General features: G+C 63.5%; 19 protein-coding genes and 1 riboswitch. Of the genes, 7 read left to right on the top strand and 12 right to left on the bottom strand.

Going from position 1 to position 18,010, the window contains the following annotated elements:
• Nucleotides 1–122: 122 nt before the first annotated feature.
• Complete coding sequence (locus HJB84_RS20605; protein ID WP_164011395.1) at nucleotides 123–524, bottom strand: PleD family two-component system response regulator; 402 nt, start codon at nucleotides 522–524, stop codon at nucleotides 123–125.
• A gap of 10 nt (nucleotides 525–534) precedes the next feature.
• A complete protein-coding gene (locus HJB84_RS20600) occupies nucleotides 535–2,277 on the bottom strand; it encodes an ATP-binding protein (protein WP_207580982.1) in 1,743 nt (580 codons plus the stop codon).
• 84 nt (nucleotides 2,278–2,361) lie between these two features.
• Here HJB84_RS20600 and HJB84_RS20595 point away from each other — a divergent pair, with 84 nt between their 5' ends.
• Nucleotides 2,362–2,895, top strand: coding sequence for a GNAT family N-acetyltransferase (locus HJB84_RS20595; RefSeq protein ID WP_221116738.1), 534 nt, complete (start codon nucleotides 2,362–2,364; stop codon nucleotides 2,893–2,895).
• 200 nt (nucleotides 2,896–3,095) lie between these two features.
• Here HJB84_RS20595 and HJB84_RS20590 read toward each other — a convergent pair whose 3' ends face one another.
• The 3 genes from HJB84_RS20590 to HJB84_RS20580 all read right to left on the bottom strand — a co-directional run bounded on the left by HJB84_RS20590 (nucleotide 3,096) and on the right by HJB84_RS20580 (nucleotide 6,267).
• Nucleotides 3,096–4,010 carry a phosphotriesterase gene (locus HJB84_RS20590; protein ID WP_207584338.1) on the bottom strand — a complete coding sequence of 305 codons (915 nt, stop codon included), beginning with the start codon at nucleotides 4,008–4,010 and terminating at the stop codon, nucleotides 3,096–3,098.
• 310 nt (nucleotides 4,011–4,320) lie between these two features.
• Complete coding sequence (locus HJB84_RS20585; protein WP_207580984.1) at nucleotides 4,321–4,953, bottom strand: PQQ-binding-like beta-propeller repeat protein; 633 nt, start codon at nucleotides 4,951–4,953, stop codon at nucleotides 4,321–4,323.
• 93 nt (nucleotides 4,954–5,046) lie between these two features.
• On the bottom strand, nucleotides 5,047–6,267 hold the full coding sequence (locus HJB84_RS20580; protein ID WP_207580985.1) for a helix-turn-helix domain-containing protein: 1,221 nt from the start codon (nucleotides 6,265–6,267) through the stop codon (nucleotides 5,047–5,049).
• A gap of 119 nt (nucleotides 6,268–6,386) precedes the next feature.
• Here HJB84_RS20580 and HJB84_RS20575 point away from each other — a divergent pair, with 119 nt between their 5' ends.
• Nucleotides 6,387–7,196 (top strand): thioredoxin family protein, encoded by an 810-nt coding sequence (locus tag HJB84_RS20575; protein ID WP_207580986.1) that lies wholly within the window; start codon nucleotides 6,387–6,389, stop codon nucleotides 7,194–7,196.
• Nucleotides 7,197–7,201: 5 nt separating this feature from the next.
• Nucleotides 7,202–7,588, top strand: a complete 387-nt coding sequence (locus HJB84_RS20570; RefSeq protein WP_221116737.1) for a hypothetical protein — start codon at nucleotides 7,202–7,204, stop codon at nucleotides 7,586–7,588.
• A 147-nt stretch (nucleotides 7,589–7,735) separates the two neighbouring features.
• Here the strand turns inward: HJB84_RS20570 and HJB84_RS20565 are convergent, their stop codons facing one another.
• Nucleotides 7,736–8,377, bottom strand: coding sequence for a metallophosphoesterase family protein (locus tag HJB84_RS20565; protein WP_207580988.1), 642 nt, complete (start codon nucleotides 8,375–8,377; stop codon nucleotides 7,736–7,738).
• 444 nt (nucleotides 8,378–8,821) lie between these two features.
• On the opposite strand from HJB84_RS20565, the gene HJB84_RS20560 reads away from it, so the two are divergent.
• Entirely contained in the window at nucleotides 8,822–9,844 is a 1,023-nt protein-coding gene (locus tag HJB84_RS20560) for an LLM class flavin-dependent oxidoreductase (protein WP_207584339.1), read from the top strand.
• Nucleotides 9,845–9,869: 25 nt separating this feature from the next.
• Here the strand turns inward: HJB84_RS20560 and HJB84_RS20555 are convergent, their stop codons facing one another.
• On the bottom strand, nucleotides 9,870–10,694 hold the full coding sequence (locus HJB84_RS20555; protein ID WP_221116736.1) for an AraC family transcriptional regulator: 825 nt from the start codon (nucleotides 10,692–10,694) through the stop codon (nucleotides 9,870–9,872).
• A 97-nt stretch (nucleotides 10,695–10,791) separates the two neighbouring features.
• On the opposite strand from HJB84_RS20555, the gene HJB84_RS20550 reads away from it, so the two are divergent.
• Both HJB84_RS20550 and HJB84_RS20545 read left to right on the top strand, forming a co-directional pair.
• On the top strand, nucleotides 10,792–11,715 hold the full coding sequence (locus HJB84_RS20550; RefSeq protein ID WP_221116735.1) for a phytanoyl-CoA dioxygenase family protein: 924 nt from the start codon (nucleotides 10,792–10,794) through the stop codon (nucleotides 11,713–11,715).
• A gap of 206 nt (nucleotides 11,716–11,921) precedes the next feature.
• A complete protein-coding gene (locus HJB84_RS20545) occupies nucleotides 11,922–12,839 on the top strand; it encodes a LysR family transcriptional regulator (RefSeq protein ID WP_221116734.1) in 918 nt (305 codons plus the stop codon).
• Here HJB84_RS20545 and HJB84_RS20540 read toward each other — a convergent pair.
• The 3 genes from HJB84_RS20540 to HJB84_RS20530 form a co-directional block, all read right to left on the bottom strand.
• Complete coding sequence (locus HJB84_RS20540; protein ID WP_221116733.1) at nucleotides 12,828–14,093, bottom strand: MFS transporter; 1,266 nt, start codon at nucleotides 14,091–14,093, stop codon at nucleotides 12,828–12,830. The genes HJB84_RS20545 and HJB84_RS20540 overlap by 12 nt on opposite strands.
• Nucleotides 14,090–14,734, bottom strand: a complete 645-nt coding sequence (locus HJB84_RS20535; protein WP_221116732.1) for a helix-turn-helix transcriptional regulator — start codon at nucleotides 14,732–14,734, stop codon at nucleotides 14,090–14,092. The genes HJB84_RS20540 and HJB84_RS20535 overlap by 4 nt, the downstream gene beginning before the upstream one ends.
• Nucleotides 14,735–14,807: 73 nt before the next feature.
• Nucleotides 14,808–15,926 (bottom strand): adenylate/guanylate cyclase domain-containing protein, encoded by a 1,119-nt coding sequence (locus HJB84_RS20530; RefSeq protein ID WP_207580994.1) that lies wholly within the window; start codon nucleotides 15,924–15,926, stop codon nucleotides 14,808–14,810.
• A 194-nt stretch (nucleotides 15,927–16,120) separates the two neighbouring features.
• On the opposite strand from HJB84_RS20530, the gene HJB84_RS20525 reads away from it, so the two are divergent.
• Complete coding sequence (locus HJB84_RS20525) at nucleotides 16,121–16,345, top strand: hypothetical protein (RefSeq protein ID WP_207580995.1); 225 nt, start codon at nucleotides 16,121–16,123, stop codon at nucleotides 16,343–16,345.
• Between the two features lie 82 nt (nucleotides 16,346–16,427).
• On the opposite strand, the gene HJB84_RS20520 is transcribed toward HJB84_RS20525, so the two are convergent.
• Entirely contained in the window at nucleotides 16,428–16,748 is a 321-nt protein-coding gene (locus HJB84_RS20520; RefSeq protein WP_207580996.1) for a GCG_CRPN prefix-to-repeats domain-containing protein, read from the bottom strand.
• A gap of 184 nt (nucleotides 16,749–16,932) precedes the next feature.
• Nucleotides 16,933–17,379, bottom strand: coding sequence for an SRPBCC domain-containing protein (locus HJB84_RS20515; RefSeq protein ID WP_207580997.1), 447 nt, complete (start codon nucleotides 17,377–17,379; stop codon nucleotides 16,933–16,935).
• A 415-nt stretch (nucleotides 17,380–17,794) separates the two neighbouring features.
• A riboswitch (FMN riboswitch) is annotated at nucleotides 17,795–17,937 on the top strand.
• Nucleotides 17,938–18,010: the final 73 nt, after the last annotated feature.

The raw sequence follows: 18,010 nt of genomic DNA, 5'->3' as shown, positions 1-18,010 counted from the left end.
CGCAGACGCGCCGTGGCTGGATTCCTGTGACAAGCACAGGAATGACTGGGAGAGGTTAGGCGCCAGTTGATGCCGGGCCAGGGGCCGCACGGCACACTCTTCATCATCGCCCAAACCACTCCTCAAAACGACCGATTGACCGCCTTGTCATTTTCCAGCCGCGTCACGCAACCTTCAAGCTTGGCGAGCAGCAGGTCGAAGTCGAGCGGCTTTGTCAGATAGTCCGCCGCTCCGCCGCGCAGACCGGCAAGCGTGTTTTCCCGGTCGGTCAGCGCCGTCAGCAGGATGAAGGGGATGTTGGAGAGCTCGGGGTGATTGATCTGAATTTCCGCCAGAAGCTGGTGTCCGTCCATGACCGGCATCGAAATATCGCTGATGACGATATCGGGCCATTTCGACAGGATCATTTCCAGCCCTTCGGCGCCGTTCGAGGCCTCGAGCGTCTTGTACCCGGCTTCGCTCAGTTCCTCGACGAGGAGGTTCCGGATCTCGACTTCATCTTCTATGCACAGGACTGTAACCATAAGCTTTTCCCTAAGCTGCGACGTGCTGATCCGACAATAGAAACTCTATTGGCAGAAGAATGATAAATGTTGTGCCCTTGCCGAGCTCGCTCGTCACCTCAACGGTACCGCCATGCAATTCGACGACCTGCTTGACGACGTTCAGGCCGATGCCGGTTCCGGCAATGCCCGTAGCACTGCGAGCGCGATAATAGGGTTGGAACAGCTTCGGCAGATCATCCGAATCCATGCCGATGCCGCTGTCGGCAATAGCGATCTCTACCGTCTTTTCCTCAACCCGGGCACGAACATAAATGTTCGGCGCGTTGGGCGAATATTTGACGGCGTTCGAAATCAAGTTGGTGAAGACCTGTTCCATCGCGCTGCGGTCGAACGTCAACAGATCGGGCATCGACTCGACATCGAGATGGAGCACATGCGAGCGGCTGAGGTGGCGCTGTCTGTCGCAGCAGGCGACGAGCAGCGCTTTCAGATCGCCTTCGCTCCGCTTCAGTGTGATCTGTCCGGTTTCGAGCCGGCCGCTGGCGAGAATGCTCTCCATCAGATCGACCATGCGCACCACCGCGCTGCGGATCACGCCCGCCTTTTCGTGAACGTAACCGCCACTGACATTGGTGGTCGAGCGGCAGAGCCGCTGGGCGGCGGCATCGATGATCGCGAGTGGCGTGCGAAACTCGTGCGACGCCATGGCAACGAACTGGCGCTGGAGCGCATTGACCTGGCGTTCGTGCACCAGCAGCCGGTCCAGTTCCTCTCTCTGCCTTTCGATCTCTGCCGTTCGATCGGCCACCATTTCTTCCAGATGGTAGCGGTGATGGGTGATCTCAGCCTGGCTGTCCAGCAAGGTCAGCGACGTGCGATGAAGACCGCGCCCGAGCCAGAACACGACAGCGATCAGCAGCGCCAGGCAGCCAAGCCCAGCCGGTGCGATCTGTTGAAGCAGCATGAATCCGGGCAGGATAGGAGACCATACGAGATAACCGATCGTGCCGCCGTCTCGTGACGAGACCGGCACCTCAGCGCGCCCGTCCTCACTTTTCGACGCGAAATGCAATCCTTCGAGGCGCGCATAATGGGCGATGCTTTCGGCGGCTTTTTCATCGATGAACTTGACCGAGACGGCGATGAACTCCTGGCCCGCTTCGACCTGCATCCTGGCCGAGCTCGGCAGAATGGGACGCGCGCTGGCGATTGCCGGCCGGCTGCCGATCATGATCGTACGAACCGTCGCCAGTTGACCAAGCGGTTTGGTGCCGGGCTTTGCAGCCTGCTCGGCAAGAACCGCGCGCATCTCCCCGGCGAGTGCTGTCATTTCTTGGCCGTCGTCGCTGCCGAGCCGTGGCGGCATGGCATCCGCGCCGTCGCGGAACGCAAACATCAGGCGATTGGTATCGTCGAAGATATAAGTCCTGTCGTGCCCGAAATACTGGCTCGTCCACCGGCCGATATTGTCGAGCAGCCATTCATGGTTCCGCTGCTTGGCATAAAGGAAGGCATCGTCCCATTTGGCAATGCTTTCCTGTTCTCGGGGAAGCGCCGCGATCTGCTCTTCCAGTCCTTGGTCGACAAAGTCGGCCTGCCGGCGCAGCGAGAGATCATCGACCTTCACGGCGGCGAGCCAGGCAAATCCGCACAGCAACACAGCCGCCGCGCAGGTGAGTGTCACCAAGACGAATGTAATGTGGGATGTTAGCCTGACCTTCAATATCTGCAACCTTTTGATGGCGCCTGCTGCCGAGAAATTGACACGCAAAGGTTGACGGACCGTGAATTATACGCTCCCCTAAAGTCCGCGGCATGCCGCCGAATGCATTCGCGATCGTCGAAGGAGAAGCGCATGGACGCCGCCGCGCCGGATACGTCAGACGTCAGGATCGAACCGATCTCTGCTGCCCAAATCGACAGCTTTCATCGCACGCTCGATGTGGTCGCGCGGGAGAAAAAATACCTGTCCATGCTGGAAGCGACGCCGCTACCGGAAACGCGCGCCTTCGTGATGGGCATGATTGCAAAAGCCAATCCGCAATTCGTTGCTATCGCTCAAGACGAGGTCGTCGGCTGGTGCGACATCAACCGGCATTTCTTCCCGTCGCACGTCCATCGCGGAAAGCTTGGCATGGGGATTCTTCCGGCCTATCGCGGCCAGGGTCTCGGACGAAAGCTCATCGAGACGACATTAAGGGCCGCGCAGGAGGTCGGGTTTATCAGGGTCGAACTCGATGTTTACCAAGACAATCTCCGGGCGATCGCACTCTATGAAAAACTAGGGTTCGTGCGCGAGGGCATAATTCGGCGCGCCGCGCGTATCGACGGCCGGTTCATCGATGCGATCGGCATGGCGCTTTTGTTCGATGAGGATCCAGCGGTATAAGTCGGCGTATCGTCGTACTGAGATTGCGAGCCTCGGAGAGGAAATCACCGCCAAGGGCATCGTGACGCCGGCCGATCTCATCGATGCGGACAAGTTGCGGATTTTGAGCAGGCCGTTGATATCGGCGCCCCGCTCACGTGATCATCGCGCTTCTCGGAAAACGGTTACGCCGGTAGGTTTCTTTCGCCCGCCCCCTGCCCCTATCGGGCGAAAGCCTCGAACGGGTTCTCGTGGGTCAGGCGCATCAGGGTCCCGTCGTCCACGCCCCGCCGTTTTAGCTCGGGCAGCAGGACCGTGGAAAGATGGGTGTACGGCTTGGGTGTCCCGCCCATCGGCAGCGCCGGATCGAACCAGCCCCGGTCATGGCTCAACAACAGGCGGTCGCCGCAGCCCGCCTCCAGCGCCTTCATCACCAGTTCCGCCACCTCCTTGTCCCCGGCCCTGCCGACATGGTCATACTCGATCCAAGCGCCGCGCTCGGCGACGGCGACGTTGTAGGCGAAGTCCTTTTCTTCCTGCGTATGGATCGAGATGAACCTGTCGGCCCTGTAGCCCTCCGCCTCGATGACATCGAGCTGATCCATGACGACCCGTCCTCTGATCGTATGACTGCCGATGACGGCGTCTGTCTGCGCTGCCGCGCGCGCGGCTGCCCGCAGGATTTTCGTCTCGAGCGCCGTCATGCCGTCATCGCCGGCGCTGAGCTTGATCCAGCCCGCCTGGAACCCAGTCTCGCCGATCTGCTCCGTCAGCTCGCGAAGCATCCACGCCTCAAGCTCCTTCTCGGAAGCATAGCGGACCCATTCGGGGATCCACGGCTCGCGGTAATTGCCGGTGGGAACCACAATCGGAAAATCCGTAGCAAGCGACACGGCAAGATCGATATCCGCACGACGTCCGACGCCGCCCGTCGAGCATTCGACGAGTGCCGTCACCCCGAGCTTCTTGATCCGCTCGATTTCCGGGGCCATCAGCCGAACGACGGCGTCGGTCTCTGCTTCGGCATAACCGGGCTGGTCGGGTGTCCTGAGGTCAACGAAGACGTGCTCATGCGGGAGGATCATCCCCAGTTGAGATTTGCTCCTAGGCCCGAGCGTTGTGTGCAGATGCTTCAAAGTCTTTCCCGCGGTCATAACGGCTTCGGGCAAAGCCCTCGCCCGAAACCGCGAAGGTAGATCGTTAAGTGACGAAATCAATCGCCCACTCGATCGAAATTCTGCAAGTGCGCTCGTGTCAATTTCCGGCTTCGCACTGATTGCTGGTGAGCAAACGGCCGCCGGGGAGAGGATATGCCGCATCGGCGTCTTCGGCGCAGCGTCAACGACGTCTCGTCCCGTCCTTGCCATTGCGTCCCCGCAAATCGATCTATTGGATCGATCGCTCCCACTTCGCGCGACCGGGCCCTACCACGGTGGCGCGTGGCTCTCACCCCGGCCGGCGCACCGTGCGAACCTTGCCGCTGCCGCCACCGCCGCAGAAAAAGCAGTCGCCGCCATCGGATTCGAGGCCGGAGACACCGACGCCTTCGGGCATGTCGAGACGTTCCAGCACCTCCCCCGTTTCGGGGTCGATGCGCCGGACGTCGCTGTCGTCGCCCTCCCAGGTGCCGTGCCAGAGCTGGCCGTCGACCCAGGTAACGCCTGTCACGACTCGGTTGGATTCGATGGTGCGCAGGATCTTGCCCGTCTCCGGGTCGATCTGATGGATTCTGCGGCCTCGGTGCTGGCCGACCCAGAGCGTGCCTTCGGCCCAGGCAAGCCCGGAATCGCCGCCATTGCCGGGCGCCGGGATGGTGGAGAGGATGCGGCCGGTCTTCGGGTCGATCTTGTGAATGACATCCTCGGCGATCTGATAGAGAAACTCGCCATCGAAGGCCGTTCCGGCATGGGACGCGACCTCGATCGAGCGCACCACCTCGCCGCTTGCGGGATCGAGCGCGTTCAGGCGGTCGCCCGAGGCAAACCAGACATGCGCGCCGTCGAAGGTGACGCCATTGACGCGCTCGGCGCCGGGAAACGGTCCATATTCACGCAGGATATTCGCAGCTGATTTTTTCATCTCTTTTCCCTATAACTCAAGCTTTCCTGTAACTCGGGCCTTCCTGTAACTCGGGCTTCCCTAAAACTCGGCTTGCTTATAACTCGGGCGATCCTAATCGCTCGGCAGCGGCCCGGGGAGTAACAAGATCGTCGGGAAACCCGATAGCGGCGGGCTCATCCAGCGCCGTGCCCGCCCGCGCCCCAGTGATTGCACCTTGCCTTCCCCAGCCAGGGAATCCAGCGCCCGCTGCACGGTGCGGGGGCTCGCTCCGAGCGCGATCGCCAAGGCCGAGCTCGACCAAGCCTCGCCGTCGGCCAGAAAGGCGAGCACCGCCCCATGAGACCCTTCGACGAGGGGGGCCAGCACGGCAATCTCCCGGGCGCCGGGCAGCGAAAGCACAAAGCCGCGCTTCGTCGCCGAAACCTCCGCCAGTCCGCGCAGCTCGGCGCGCAGCCGGCCGATCTCGACCCTCAGCCGGGCGCGATGCGATTCATCGGCGTGTTTGCCACGGAAGGCACGGGCGATGAGCGTACCCCGTGCCACATCCGCCGGCCAGGCTTCGGCAAGTGCGCGGGCGAGCGCAAACAGCACGGGCCGCGTCGCCAGCGAGACCGCCGTCCCAGCGTTCCACACCACATGGCGGCAGGCATCGACGACGAGCATGCCGGAGGAAAGCAGCTCTTCCACCGCAGCAAGCAGCAGCGGACGTTCTTGCCCGCGCGACAGCAGCCGCGCCGCCGGAGTATCGAGCACCAGGGCGGCGGCTTCGACCTCCGCCGTCAAAGCCGGGATATCGGCCGCGCGCGCTGCAAGCCTTGCCCGGTCAAGCGCCGAACGCGCCGCCCTCGTCTGCAAGCGGCGGACGGCAATGCCAGCCGCCACCAGCTCGTGGGCAGCCCGCAGAGCCGGCGGCAGCGGCGTCGGATCGAGTGCTGCGAGCGAGCGCTCGGCCTCGTCGAGGCCGCCGATCAGCACCAGCCTGCGAATGGCCACATTGCCTGCATGGGCGGCATTGACCCTGTCGCCGTGCGCATCCAGCACCTTGCGCGCCGCTTCCAGCGCCTTCGGCGGCCAGGTGAGATCGCGCGAGACGAGCGCGATCTCGGCCTCGGCGACCACGCAGCGCGCTCGCGCCACTGCCTCCCGTGGGCCGAAGGCGCGCGCCGCACTCTTCAACAGCGCCTTGGCGCGAACGAGATCGCCAAGCTGTGCCATCGCGATGCCGCGCAGCGCCAGTGCCGGCGCATCGTCGCGCAACGCCACCCGCTTCAGCGCGCCGAGTGCATCGCCCGATGCCAGCGCCCGCGCCGCGGCTGTGATCAGCGAGTCCATTCAAATCCCGTCACACTTGTCACTCCCGTTATTCCCCTGCCCGGCCGTAATCTGCGTGAGACCGGCTGGCAACCCTGCGCCGGATGCTACGACGATAGACAGGCAAAGGAGAAGACCCAATGACGATACAGCTCGGAACACGGCAGGAGTGGCTGGAAGCGCGGCTCGATCTGCTCGAAGAGGAAAAGGTGCTGACGCGGCAGAGCGACGCGCTGGCGATGAAGCGCCAGCAATTGCCGCGTGTCAGGATCGACAACGAATACCGCTTCGACACCGAGGCGGGCAACGTTTCGCTGAAGGACCTCTTCGGCGGCCGCTCGCAGCTCCTCGTCTATCACTTCATGTTCGGGCCGGATTACACCGCCGGATGCCCGTCCTGCTCCTCGATCGCCGACGGATTCAACGGCTTCTTCGTTCATCTCGAAAACCACGACGTCGCCTTCACGGCGATCTCGCGGGCGCCGATCGCAAAGCTTCAGGCATTCAAGCAGCGCATGGGCTGGAGCTTTCCCTGGGCCTCCTCCTTCGGCAGCGACTTCAACGGCGATTTCAGCGTCTGGTTCACCCCCGAGCAGCAGCGCCAGGGCGACATAGAATATAATTACCGCCGCGAGCAGCCCGCCCCCGAACCACTCGCCTTCGAACCATTGGCCGGCAAGACCGTGCAGGAATGGCAGTTGCGCGGCAGCGAGGGACCGGTGGCGCAGATCGCCGCCATGACCGAAACCGATGTCGCCACCTACACCCGCGACCGGCCGGGCGTCAGCGCCTTCGAGCTTGCCGATGGCGCCGTCTACCACAGCTATTCCAGCTATTCCCGCGGGCTCGACGGGCTCTGGGGCATGTACCAATGGCTCGACCGCGCTCCCAAGGGACGCAACGAAACCGGCGTCTGGTGGCGCCACCACGACCGATATGGCAAGGAGTGACTCCAATGCCGCTTCCCCTCCACACCTCGAAAAGGGGCGGCGAATACGCCGCCTCGGGCGCCAGCATGGCTGCCCCGGGCGGCAACGCCGCCCTCAACGCCGCCGAATGGCTCTCGCTGGCCGCCGCTGCAGACGGGTCCGTCGGTAAACCGGGCAAATCCACCTGGAGCACCCTCGCCGCCGCTGATTGGCTGTCGCTCGCCGCCGCCCCGACATTTGCGCTCATGGCGCTGCTGACGGCCACGGCTAGCAGCGCCGACATGATCTGCACGACCACGCCGGATTTCCTGCCGATCGGCGGAATGGTGCCGATGTACCTGCTGATGAGCGGCTTCCATTTGGCGCCCTGGCTGCGGCTTGCTGCCGGCAGGCGAGGTATAGGCCGCCAGTGATGGTGCCAACGCCATCAATCTTTCCTCCGGGGCAGCGTTCTCGCCATTTTTTTTGCTGACGGGTCATAGCGAGGCGATAGATACCTCGCTGCGCACTGCTCCCGCTCAGCCGTCTGCGGCTTTACACCTTTATCGACGCGGCTAAGTTCATGCCTTCACCTCGATGAAGTCAATCGGCCCGCCGGCAACGTCATCATCAAACACCGCACAGGAAAGCTTGCCGCCGAAGACGCAGCCGCTGTCGATATTCGTGCGGTTTCCTGTCGTCACCGGATTGGATAGCGACGGTGTATGTCCGTGGACCAAATGCTTGCCCCAATACTCTTCAGACCGGCCGGGAGGAAACCGGATCCATAGAAGATCGTGCTCGCTCTGCTGCTCCAGTGGAAATGCGGGATCGACACCGGCGTGGACGAAGATGCGGTGCCGATCGAAATGCATGAGCGGACGACCGGCCGCCCATTGCAGATGCTGGGGCAAAACCCTGCCGCCAAACGAAATCTCGGTTTCAAATCCGCCATTGCCAAGCCATACGGCTCTGTTATCGCTATCGGCATAGGCAGCGACCATCATGTCCTCATGATTGCCCTTCAGGCAGATCCAGCGCCACGGGTCGGACGGACCGGCAATGAGCCGGTCGAGGACACGTCTGCTGTCAGGCCCACGATCGATATAGTCGCCAAGGAAAACCACAGTCCCCTCGGAAGCGTAAGTTGTGATGCGATCGATCATGCTGTCGAGCGGATCGATGCAGCCGTGAATATCGCCTATGGCAAACGTGTAGCGCATGTTCCAAGCCTCTCGGCGGCAATGTGACGGCCCGCGGTCAAGGCCGAGAAGGCGCGCAAGGGTTGGCACCGAGGCTCACGCACCTTCGCCGTCCGCGGCATCATAACAAACGCAAACCCCGCCGCCATCGCGAAAACCGACTCCATATCCGGCATTTACCGCGATTGGTTCTCCTTCCGCTTGAGGAGATCGGCGGGCGCGGCTGTTGGCTCTCTCCGATCTCATCTTGAGGTGCCCCGTGAGGGCCTCGAAGGACGAGAACTGATCGGTGTGCCTCAGGACGGCAGAGAGTTTGCGGCAACCGGCGTTTGGCGGCCCTCCCGCCGAAAGACCGGTTCCGACAACACCCATGCGCCCCACCCGACCAGTTCCGATTGTCTTCCGGGCCGGAACTGTGCGATGACCGATCGACCCCTACACAACGGTTCAAGGTGCGGCATCGGCATGAAGAAGATCGGTTTCCTCTCGTTCGGGCACTGGACGCCCTCGCCGCAATCGCAGACGCGCTCGGCCGGCGATGCGCTGCTCCAGTCGATCGACCTTGCCGTCGCGGCCGAGGAGCTCGGTGCCGACGGGGCGTATTTTCGGGTGCATCATTTCGCCCGCCAGCTGGCCGCACCCTTCCCGCTACTATCAGCCGTCGGCGCAAAAACCAGCCGGATCGAGATCGGCACCGCGGTCATCGACATGCGCTACGAGAACCCGCTTTATATGGCCGAGGATGCCAGTGCCGCCGACCTCATCGCCGGCGGCCGGCTGCAGCTTGGCATCAGCCGCGGCTCACCCGAGCAGGTGATCGATGGCTGGCGCCATTTCGGCTATGCCCCGCCCGAAGGCCAGAGCGAGGCTGACATGGCCCGCCATCACGCCGAAGTATTCCTCGAAGTGTTGCGCGGCGAAGGTTTTGCCAAGCCCAACCCGCGGCCGATGTTTCCGAATCCGCCAGGCCTCCTGCGCCTCGAGCCGCATTCGGAGGGGCTGCGCGAGCGGATCTGGTGGGGCGCAAGCTCCAACGCTACCGCCGTCTGGGCGGCCAAGCTCGGCATGAACCTGCAGAGCTCGACGCTGAAGGACGACGAGACGGGAGAGCCGTTCCACGTCCAGCAGGCCGACCAGATCCGCGCCTACCGCGAGGCCTGGAAGGCAGCCGGCCACACGCGCCAGCCGCGCGTCTCGGTCAGCCGCAGCATCTTCGCACTCGTCGACGACCGCGATCGCGCCTATTTCGGCTACGGCAATGACGAGGACGACAAGATCGGTTTCCTCGACGAGAAGACCCGGGCGATCTTCGGCCGAAGCTATGCCGCCGAACCCGATGCCCTGGTTAAGCAGCTCGCCGAGGATCAGGCGATCGCCGAGGCCGACACACTTCTGCTCACCGTCCCCAACCAGCTCGGCGTTGCCTACAACGCCCATGTCATCGAGGCGATCCTGACTCACGTCGCCCCGGCGCTTGGCTGGCGCTGACGCTCCGACCAATGCTGCCGGGCGCTCACACCCGCCTATATCTAGCGCGGAATTCGCGAGGACTGCAGCCCTCGCGCTTGTGGAAGACCCGTGAAAAATAAAATGGGTCGTCCAGGCCGACCATGGCGGCCACCGTTTCGATCTTTTGGTCGGTGGTTGCCAACAACTGTTTGGCATGGTCCATGCGCACCCGAAGCTGGAATGCTTTGGGAGGCAGTCCGGTTTCAAGCGTGAACCGCCTGCGCAGCGTCGCCAGCGACATGCCGTGCTCGGCGGCGAAGGCAGCGAGATCGAGCGGTTGCATCGCCCGCTGCCGTAGCGTTTCGACGATATCGGCCATATCAGGCCTTCCCTGGTGTCGATTGGCCCCTCCGCTCGCCTGTCTGGCGGCTGCGATGACGATGTGATGCAGCATCAATGCCGCCGACGCCTGCCCAAGGTTGGTATCGTCAAGCAGATCGGCATGAAGCTTGCCGAAGAGCCGCGTCAGCTCATCGAGATGATGCAAGGCGACGACGGGGTGCCGCTCGGCAATCATCCTCAGCCTGACGAAGTCTCGCGTGAAGGATCCCTCGAAAAGCGCCCAACGCTCGTCCCAGCCGCCTTCGTCGGGAGCGTAAGAATGCGTGCGGTTGGGAAACAGCCAGAACAGAGCAGGCCCGGTCAGCCTCAGCCGGCCGCTGGCTGCGGTTTCCAGCCAGCCTGGCCCGCGCTCCACCAGCACGACGGCGAAACTCGGAAGTTTGCGGTCGCTCACCGCATGGCGGGCGTGCTGCCTGCCGCTTCCGATGACCGCCAGGCCGCCGGCCGCGCCGAGCGGCGTTCTATAGATGGCCTCGGCGTCTCTCATGATGAGCGAAAAGTCCAGCTGCCAATTTTCTCTATGTCGATTATCCCTGTAGATCAGCTAATTGGTGGCAAATCAACTTAAGCTGAGGAAGGCTGAAATGTCGATTGCCGCCAGAGCCGCGCAGACCCGAACGCCGGATTTTCCCCTTACCGCCCACGGCAAGACCTTGGCTGCGGAGCGGATGGGCTGGCTCACGCCGACCGATCCGGCCATCGGCGTCGACGCCATCCGCCGCCGCTACCAGGACGATGGCTATGTCTGGCTGAAAGGTCTTCTGCCGCGGGCCGATATCATCGACTTCCGTGGCTGGGTCTTCGAACGCCTCGCTGCGACAGGACTGGTCGAGCCCGGCAGCGATTTTACGCTGGGGCTCGCATCGGCCACCGGCTGCGACTGGAGCCTGGCGGACCGGCGCCTGATGTCGCTCGTCCGCTCCGCCGCCTATGAAGGCTTCTGCACGCAACCGCCGCTCATCCGCTTCATGGATGATTTCCTGCAGGGCATTTCCTATCTGCACAAGCGCAAGATCATGCGTTTCACCCAGCCGGGATCGGCGACGGCCACACCCGCTCACTACGATCTCGTCTACCTCCGCGGCGGCACCCGCCGCCTGGTGACGGCCTGGATCCCGATCGGCGACATTCCCACCGAGATGGGCGGCCTGGTCTACCTCGAAGGCTCGCATGCGCTTGGCGTCAAGATGGAGGCCGAGTTCCAGGCCGCAAGCGGCGATCTTTCTCCGCAAGAGCGGATCAGTGCCTATAACAGCCACATGACGGAAGGCGGCTGGGTGTCGAAGGATCTCCCTGATATGGCGGAGCGCTTCGACACCCGCTGGCTCGCTGCCGATTATGAGGCTGGTGACGTTGTGCTCCACTCGCCCTATATGATCCACGCCTCGACCACCAACCAGGACAGCAGCCGACGGCTGCGCCTCTCCACCGACATCAGATATCAAAATGTCGACGACGAGATCGACGCCCGATGGAACAACCATTGGAGTCTCGGCGATATGCTGTAGCCAGGCTTCCCGCGTCCCAATCGGCCGAACTCCGCCGCGGGCTTAACCCCAGCGTCAGCTCCATCTCGAAATATCGGACCGAACGCACACCGACATAGAAGCGGAGCGTCGGGACCTTACAGCCGCGATGGACGTTGATGGTCCGAGCCTTGAATCGGTCGCTGACTGACCGACTTATGGCTGTAGCGAACCGCTCGAGTTGCCTGATGCCGCGTACGAACCTGAACGATATCCTGATCTTCATGGCCGTCGTCGATGCCGGAAGCTTTATCGCCGGCGGCGAGGCCTTGGGCCTGTCCCGTTCGGCGGCGGGAAAGGCCGTCATCCGCCTGGAGGACCGGCTCGGCGCACGTCTGCTCAACCGCACGACGAGAACATTGAACCTGACCGACGAAGGGCGAGTGTTTTACGACCGTGGCTTGCAAATCCTCGCATCGGTAGACGAGGCAGAAGCGAGCGTGGCAGGCAAGAGCGGTACGCCGCGCGGCGTTCTCAGGCTCACCGTGCCTGATGCCTTCGGACGGCGCGTCGTGCTGCCCCTGTTGGAAGAATATCTTCGGGCCTGGCCCGACATCCAGGTGGAGATGAGCCAAACCGATCGTCTTGCCGACATCGTCGAGGAAGGCTTCGATCTGGCGATCCGGATCGGCGCGACGGCATCGGACTCCCGGCTGGTCTCGCGCGTGATCGCCACCTACAGGACGCGGCTCTGCGCCTCGTCGTCCTATCTTGCCGAACGCGGCGAGCCGCGCGATATCGACGATCTCGCAGCCCATGACTGCCTGATTTTCGCCAGCCGCAATCAAAGACAAGGCTGGCGTTTTCGCGGCAAAGGCGGCTCGTGGATCAAGGCGCGGGGGCGCAGCCGCCTGAGGCTCGACAGCGCAGAGGCGGTCCGCGACGCCGCCTTGGCGGGGCTGGGTATCGCTCTCCTGCCCGATTTCCTCGTCGCCGACGATCTCGCCGCTGGCCGTCTCCGGCAGGTCCTCCCCGACCTCGAAACCGATGACGCCAAGATCGTCATGCTCTATCCCGACAAGCACCTGCTGGAACCGCGCATCCATCGTTTTGTCGATCTGATGGTCGAGGCGTTGGGGCACGAGAGACCGCGCTCATCGCCTTGATACGGAAGCACCGGCATCGGTAATAGCCTTGTCGAAGCCACGGAAACTTTTCAGCGCAAGGGGAAAGAGAGTTGCGGCGAGATAGGCAAGCCCGGTGAGCAATAGTGCCGCGGCAAGGCCGATCGTGCTGATCAGCGCGCCGCCGACGAGGCCGCCGAAGGGAATGAGCGCAAAACAGAGGGCGGCATTCATCGCGGTCACGCGGCCGATCAGCGGCTTGGGGATGCGCTCGAAAACCACCGCCGACAGGATCGGGTTGAGGAATCCCGAGGCAAATCCGGCGATTGCCAAGGTGACGAAGATGAGGATGAGCGGCGCATCCAGCGCAAGGATGAAAAAGCGCGGAAATCCGGTCAAGAGGAACGCCACGGTATAGACCATCAGGCGCGGCATCCGTTCGCCGATCGCCGCGGCAATCGCCGCGCCGGCGATCGAAGCGCCGGTGAAGGCCGCAAACATCGCCCCCAGCAGTTCCGGACCATGGCCGGAATCGCGTGTCCAGACAGGCAGCAGCACCGCATGATAGGCTTGGTCCAGCAGATTGGTGATCGCCACCATGGCGACGATGCTGACGAGCACCGCATCGCCACGCAAAAAGCGCCAGCCTTCGCGGAGATCGTCGAGATAGGAAGCCCTTTCTGCCGGTCGGACGTCGGGTGCGCCGGATAGCTCGGGCGCGCGCCGCATCCCGGGGATGCCGACTGCGACGATCAGCGCGGCGGCGGCAAAGGTGGCGGCATTGACGAGGAGCGCCTGGCCCGGGCCGATCAGCCCGATCAACGCGCCCGCGCCGGCCGCCCCCGCCGTCGAGGCCAGCCGCTCGATCGCACTGGCGACGCCGGTCACCCGTTCGAGCGGCACATTCGCGAGCGCGGCGATGTCGGGAACCATTGCCTGCTTGGCGGCGTCGGAAGGCCCACGCAGCACGCCCATGGCAAAGACCACGGGCAGAAGCACCGGCATGCCGAGCAGGCTGAAAAAATCGAGCAGCGGCACCAGTCCCACCGCGGCCACCGAAGCGGTATCGCAGACGATGGCGATGCGCTTGGCGCCGACGCGGTCGATCAGCGGCCCGCCGAGCGCCTTGGCGACGACATAGGGCAGCATCTCCATCATCGCCGTCAGCCCGGTCAGGAAAGGGCTACCCGTCGTGCTCAGCACCAGCCAGGGAATAGCAATGGTCGATAGCCGCGTGCCGGAAAGCGAAAGCGTCTCGGCTGCGGCAAGCGCTAGGAAAGGCCCGCCCCTTCTCACGGTTCGCCATCCTTTTCGCGATGCGGAAGCCGGCCCGGATAGGGAAAGGCATGCAGCATGATGGAGAAGGGAACCATATTCCCGGGTGCCGGCTCACCCAAGGGCGGAGCTACCCGCATCGCTTCGAGGATGATGTCGGTCAGCTGCTTGGTCAGCGCCTCGGCCTGTTTTGCCGTCATCGGGATGATCATGTCGTTGGCAGCACTCGCCTTGCGCCATTCCCCCGGCAGTTCGGCATATTCCTCCAGCGCCTGCTGCATCTGGCCGACCTGCAAGGAGAGGACCGCCTGGTTGAAGGCGTGATCGAGATCCAGCGCTTCACCCTCGGCCTCGCTTGCCGGCACCGAGGTGAGCTCGTGACTGGCCCGCCACCAGCGGTCGCGCCGTGAAGCATGCGGCGCTTCCTCGATGAAGCCGTATTGGGCAAGCTGGCGCAGATGATAACTGGTCGCACCGCTGTTCAATCCCAGTTGCACCGCCAGCTGCGTCGCCGTGGCGGGTCCATCGACCCTGAGCATGCCGAGCATGCGCAACCGGACGGGATGCGCCAGCGCCTTCAACGCGACGGGATCAGGTACGACCCGGCTGACGGTGCGCGGCGGCTTTGAATGGGCGACGGTCTGGCGATGGGGGTTCTTCATGCCAGAAGCTTACCATTGCAAAGATATCTTTGCAAAATTTTCTTTGCATAACTGCAAGCGCCCTGTCCGTGACTTAAGCTTCTGCCAGGGTGAAGACTGCGCAAGGGTCGGTAATGCCGCGCAAGCTATGCTCTCCGAGCGGCATCAAGGCCGTCGTCGTATTCGCCGCCACCGCTCCCGAAATCAGCACGTTTCTTCCGAGCGGCTTGCAGAGCCCTTCCAGGCGGCTGACCAGATTGACCGCGGGGCCGATGGCAGTAAAGTCCAGCCGGTCGGCCGCACCGATATTGCCCCATAGAATCTCGCCGAAATGCAGCGCCGCGCCGAACGGCAACGGCGCCAGCCCCTGGGCCTGGCGCACCTGGTCGAGATGGCTCATGCCGGCACGGCTGGCGGCGACCGCCCGCAGGGCGGCCTCGCAGGCCTCGCGATCCCCCCGGGCGATGTCTGCTTCGCCCGACGTCGCGGTGACCGGAAAGATCGCCAGCACGCCGTCGCCTATGAATTTCAGCACCTCGCCGCCGAAGGCGTGCACTGCGCCGGCGACGCGATCAAAATAAGCGTCGAGCGCGGCAATCATCGCCTGCGGCTCCGTCACTTCCGAAAGCGCGGTGAAATCACGCAGATCGGCACAGAGAAGGGCAGCGCGGATGGTCTCACCGGTGCCGCGAGCAAGCGCGCCGGCCTGCACCCGGGCAGCACTGCGCCGGCCGAGATAGGCTTCGAGCAGCGCGGCCCGCGCCTCCCGCGCCGCCAAAGCGGCGAGCGGCGCTGCGGCAAAACGCGCGACTTCGCGCAGCAGACTGGCCTCGGCCGCACCGAATGCGCCGCCCCCTGCCCCGTTGGCAACTCCCGCCCAGCCAAGCAGCGGCCCGTCCGATGCCTGATTATCCTGTGCAGGCCCGATCCGGCTCTCCCACACCGGCCCGAGCCCACCCAGCCAGTCGCGCCCGGCCTCACTCTGCGGAGCTGCAGCAAAGGCCAGCGCCTCAATGACGGCCCCGGTCTCGGCCCGCCACAGCCAGGTGCGCCGAGCGATGATTGGGTGCGGCACGGAAAGCGTCAGCGCGCCGCCCGAAAGCGGCAGGCCGTCAGCCAAAAGCCGGCGCCCGAGCTCGGCCAGAAACCGTTCGGGACCAGGCGAGGCACCGGCCTCATCAACCAACCAGGCAAGGGGAGATGGCAGATCCATGCTTCAACATGACATCGCCCCGGGACGTCCGCAAGGATGCCTTCTGAAGCCCCATCGACCCCTTCAGCCATTCCACGCAGACAATTCCTGTCGAGATTCTTCCATCACGGCGAAAAGCAAAAAATAACGCTTTAAACTTGCGCCGTTTTGCTTCCATTATGCGGCGGTTCGTCATCGTGTGATTGAGGGGTACGATGGGCACGATTTTCTGGCCGAAAGATCCGCTGGATGGGAATGACATGACGCTGCTGACGTCGATCCTTCGGCGGTGGTGCGACAGGCATCAGGTCGAGCTGACAGCACAGGAGAGCAGCCGCAAGGCGAAGGAACTTGTCGAATGGTATGAATTCGGCGTCAAGGATCCGATCGAACTCGAAGAACTGATCGAGGGCAAGTACTGGCTGGTCAGCAAAATCTGACCTGATCACAGTCGTAACATTCAAGAGAAAAGGCCGGGCGAAATATCGCACCGGCCTTCGTCAATTTGCCCCTGGGAAGGCTTCAGTCGTCATCCCGCCAACGGCGGTGGTGATCGCCGCGCCAATCATCGCGCCAGCGCGGACCATCCCAATCCCGGTGACGCCGCTCCCAGCCCCAGCGGGGCGGACCGCCGTAAAAGGCCACCGGCGGCGGGCGTCGCCAGTTTGGCCGGCATTCGCCCCAGCGGGTCAGATGCCAGCCGCGGCCGCACGCATAGTCGACCTTCGTGACATCGCTTGTGACATTGCTCTGGACATTGATTGTCCCCATCGGCATCGCCTCAGCTGTGCCGACCGAGAGGCTGCCAGCGAGCAAGGCAGCCGCGATAGAAAGTGCCTTCATCGAAAACTCCAATTCATCCAGCCGTTCCCACCCTAGGGCCGCCAAATTGAACTGGAGATGAACTTCACGTTCATGTTTGCGGGAGAAAAAGAAGCGATTTCGGACAGCTCATCGCAGCGCCGGCCAGCTGGTTTTCCCGCAAGGGCAGGCGCTTCAGGGCCATCCACCGGCCCGCAAAAACCGTTCATGTCCTGCCGTAAAATGCGTCGGGACCCGGGTCACGCCCGGCGGCGACCTCGGTCAGCCGCCCAAGGTAATGCGCCCAGCCTTCCGCATGCCCGGCGCATTGATCGGCGCTCGGTAGGCCGCTATGCGTCAGTCGCAGCAGTGTTCCGCCCCCCTGCTCGATCAGGTCGATCTCGACGAGGCTCGACCCCGGCGGCACCACCTCGCTGCCGTCCCAGCCGAAGCTGTAGGCAAGGCGATGAACCGGCACCACCTCGCGAAACGAGCCGCGCGCAAAGCGGGCACCGGTGACGTTGACAAGATAGAGCCCGCCCGGCTGCGGCTCGACCTCTGCCTCCGTCCCCATCCAGCGCAGGATCTTCTGCGGGTCGGTCATCAGCGCAAACACTGCGGCCGGCGGCGCCGCAATATGCGCCTCGCGGTGAACGACGAAAGATTCTGGCATCACGCTCTCCGATAGTTGTCATGGCCTGCCTCGCCGCGGGCGGGATCAGCGGGTCATGCTGTTTTGACGTGGGTGTCCTCGCGTGAGCATGTAGGCGGAAGTACCCGATCAGCAAGGGTGGTCGGGCCACGCCGCCCCCGTCGCCCGGCACCGGCGCGGCATCCTCCAACGTCCCTCATGCTGAGGCGCGTAGCCCGTGGGGCGGAGCCTCGAAGCACTCGCCGCAACGCTGCTCCCTGCCTTCATCTAGCATCCGCGCACCCGCCGCGTCCTTCGGGGCCTCTGCGGCGCACCTCAGGAAAAGGCTCTCTGGGGGGTGCAGCCAGCAAGGTGGCGATCGCCTCACCCCATCCCCGCCTCCGCGATGCAAGCATTTCGCCCTATTGCCAGCCCTTCGTCTTCCCCCTATTGTCCCGGCCGTTCTCAGGGCGGGGTGAAAGTCCCTACCGGCGGTATGCAGTTTCGATTGCGAGCCCGCGAGCGCCTTCCTCGGAAGGGTCAGCAGATCAGGTGAGATGCCTGAGCCGACGGTCATAGTCCGGATGAAAGAGAACGCACGTTCCCAGCCTTTGCGGCTGTCGGGCACGTTCGTGATCGCCTTGGGTGATGTGTCTGTTCGCCAAAGGAGATT

Source organism: Rhizobium sp. NZLR1b (assembly GCF_019685155.1).
Lineage (GTDB): Bacteria > Pseudomonadota > Alphaproteobacteria > Rhizobiales > Rhizobiaceae > Rhizobium.
Note: the sequence above shows the minus strand (reverse complement) of the source record. Positions and strands in the feature narration are given on the sequence as shown.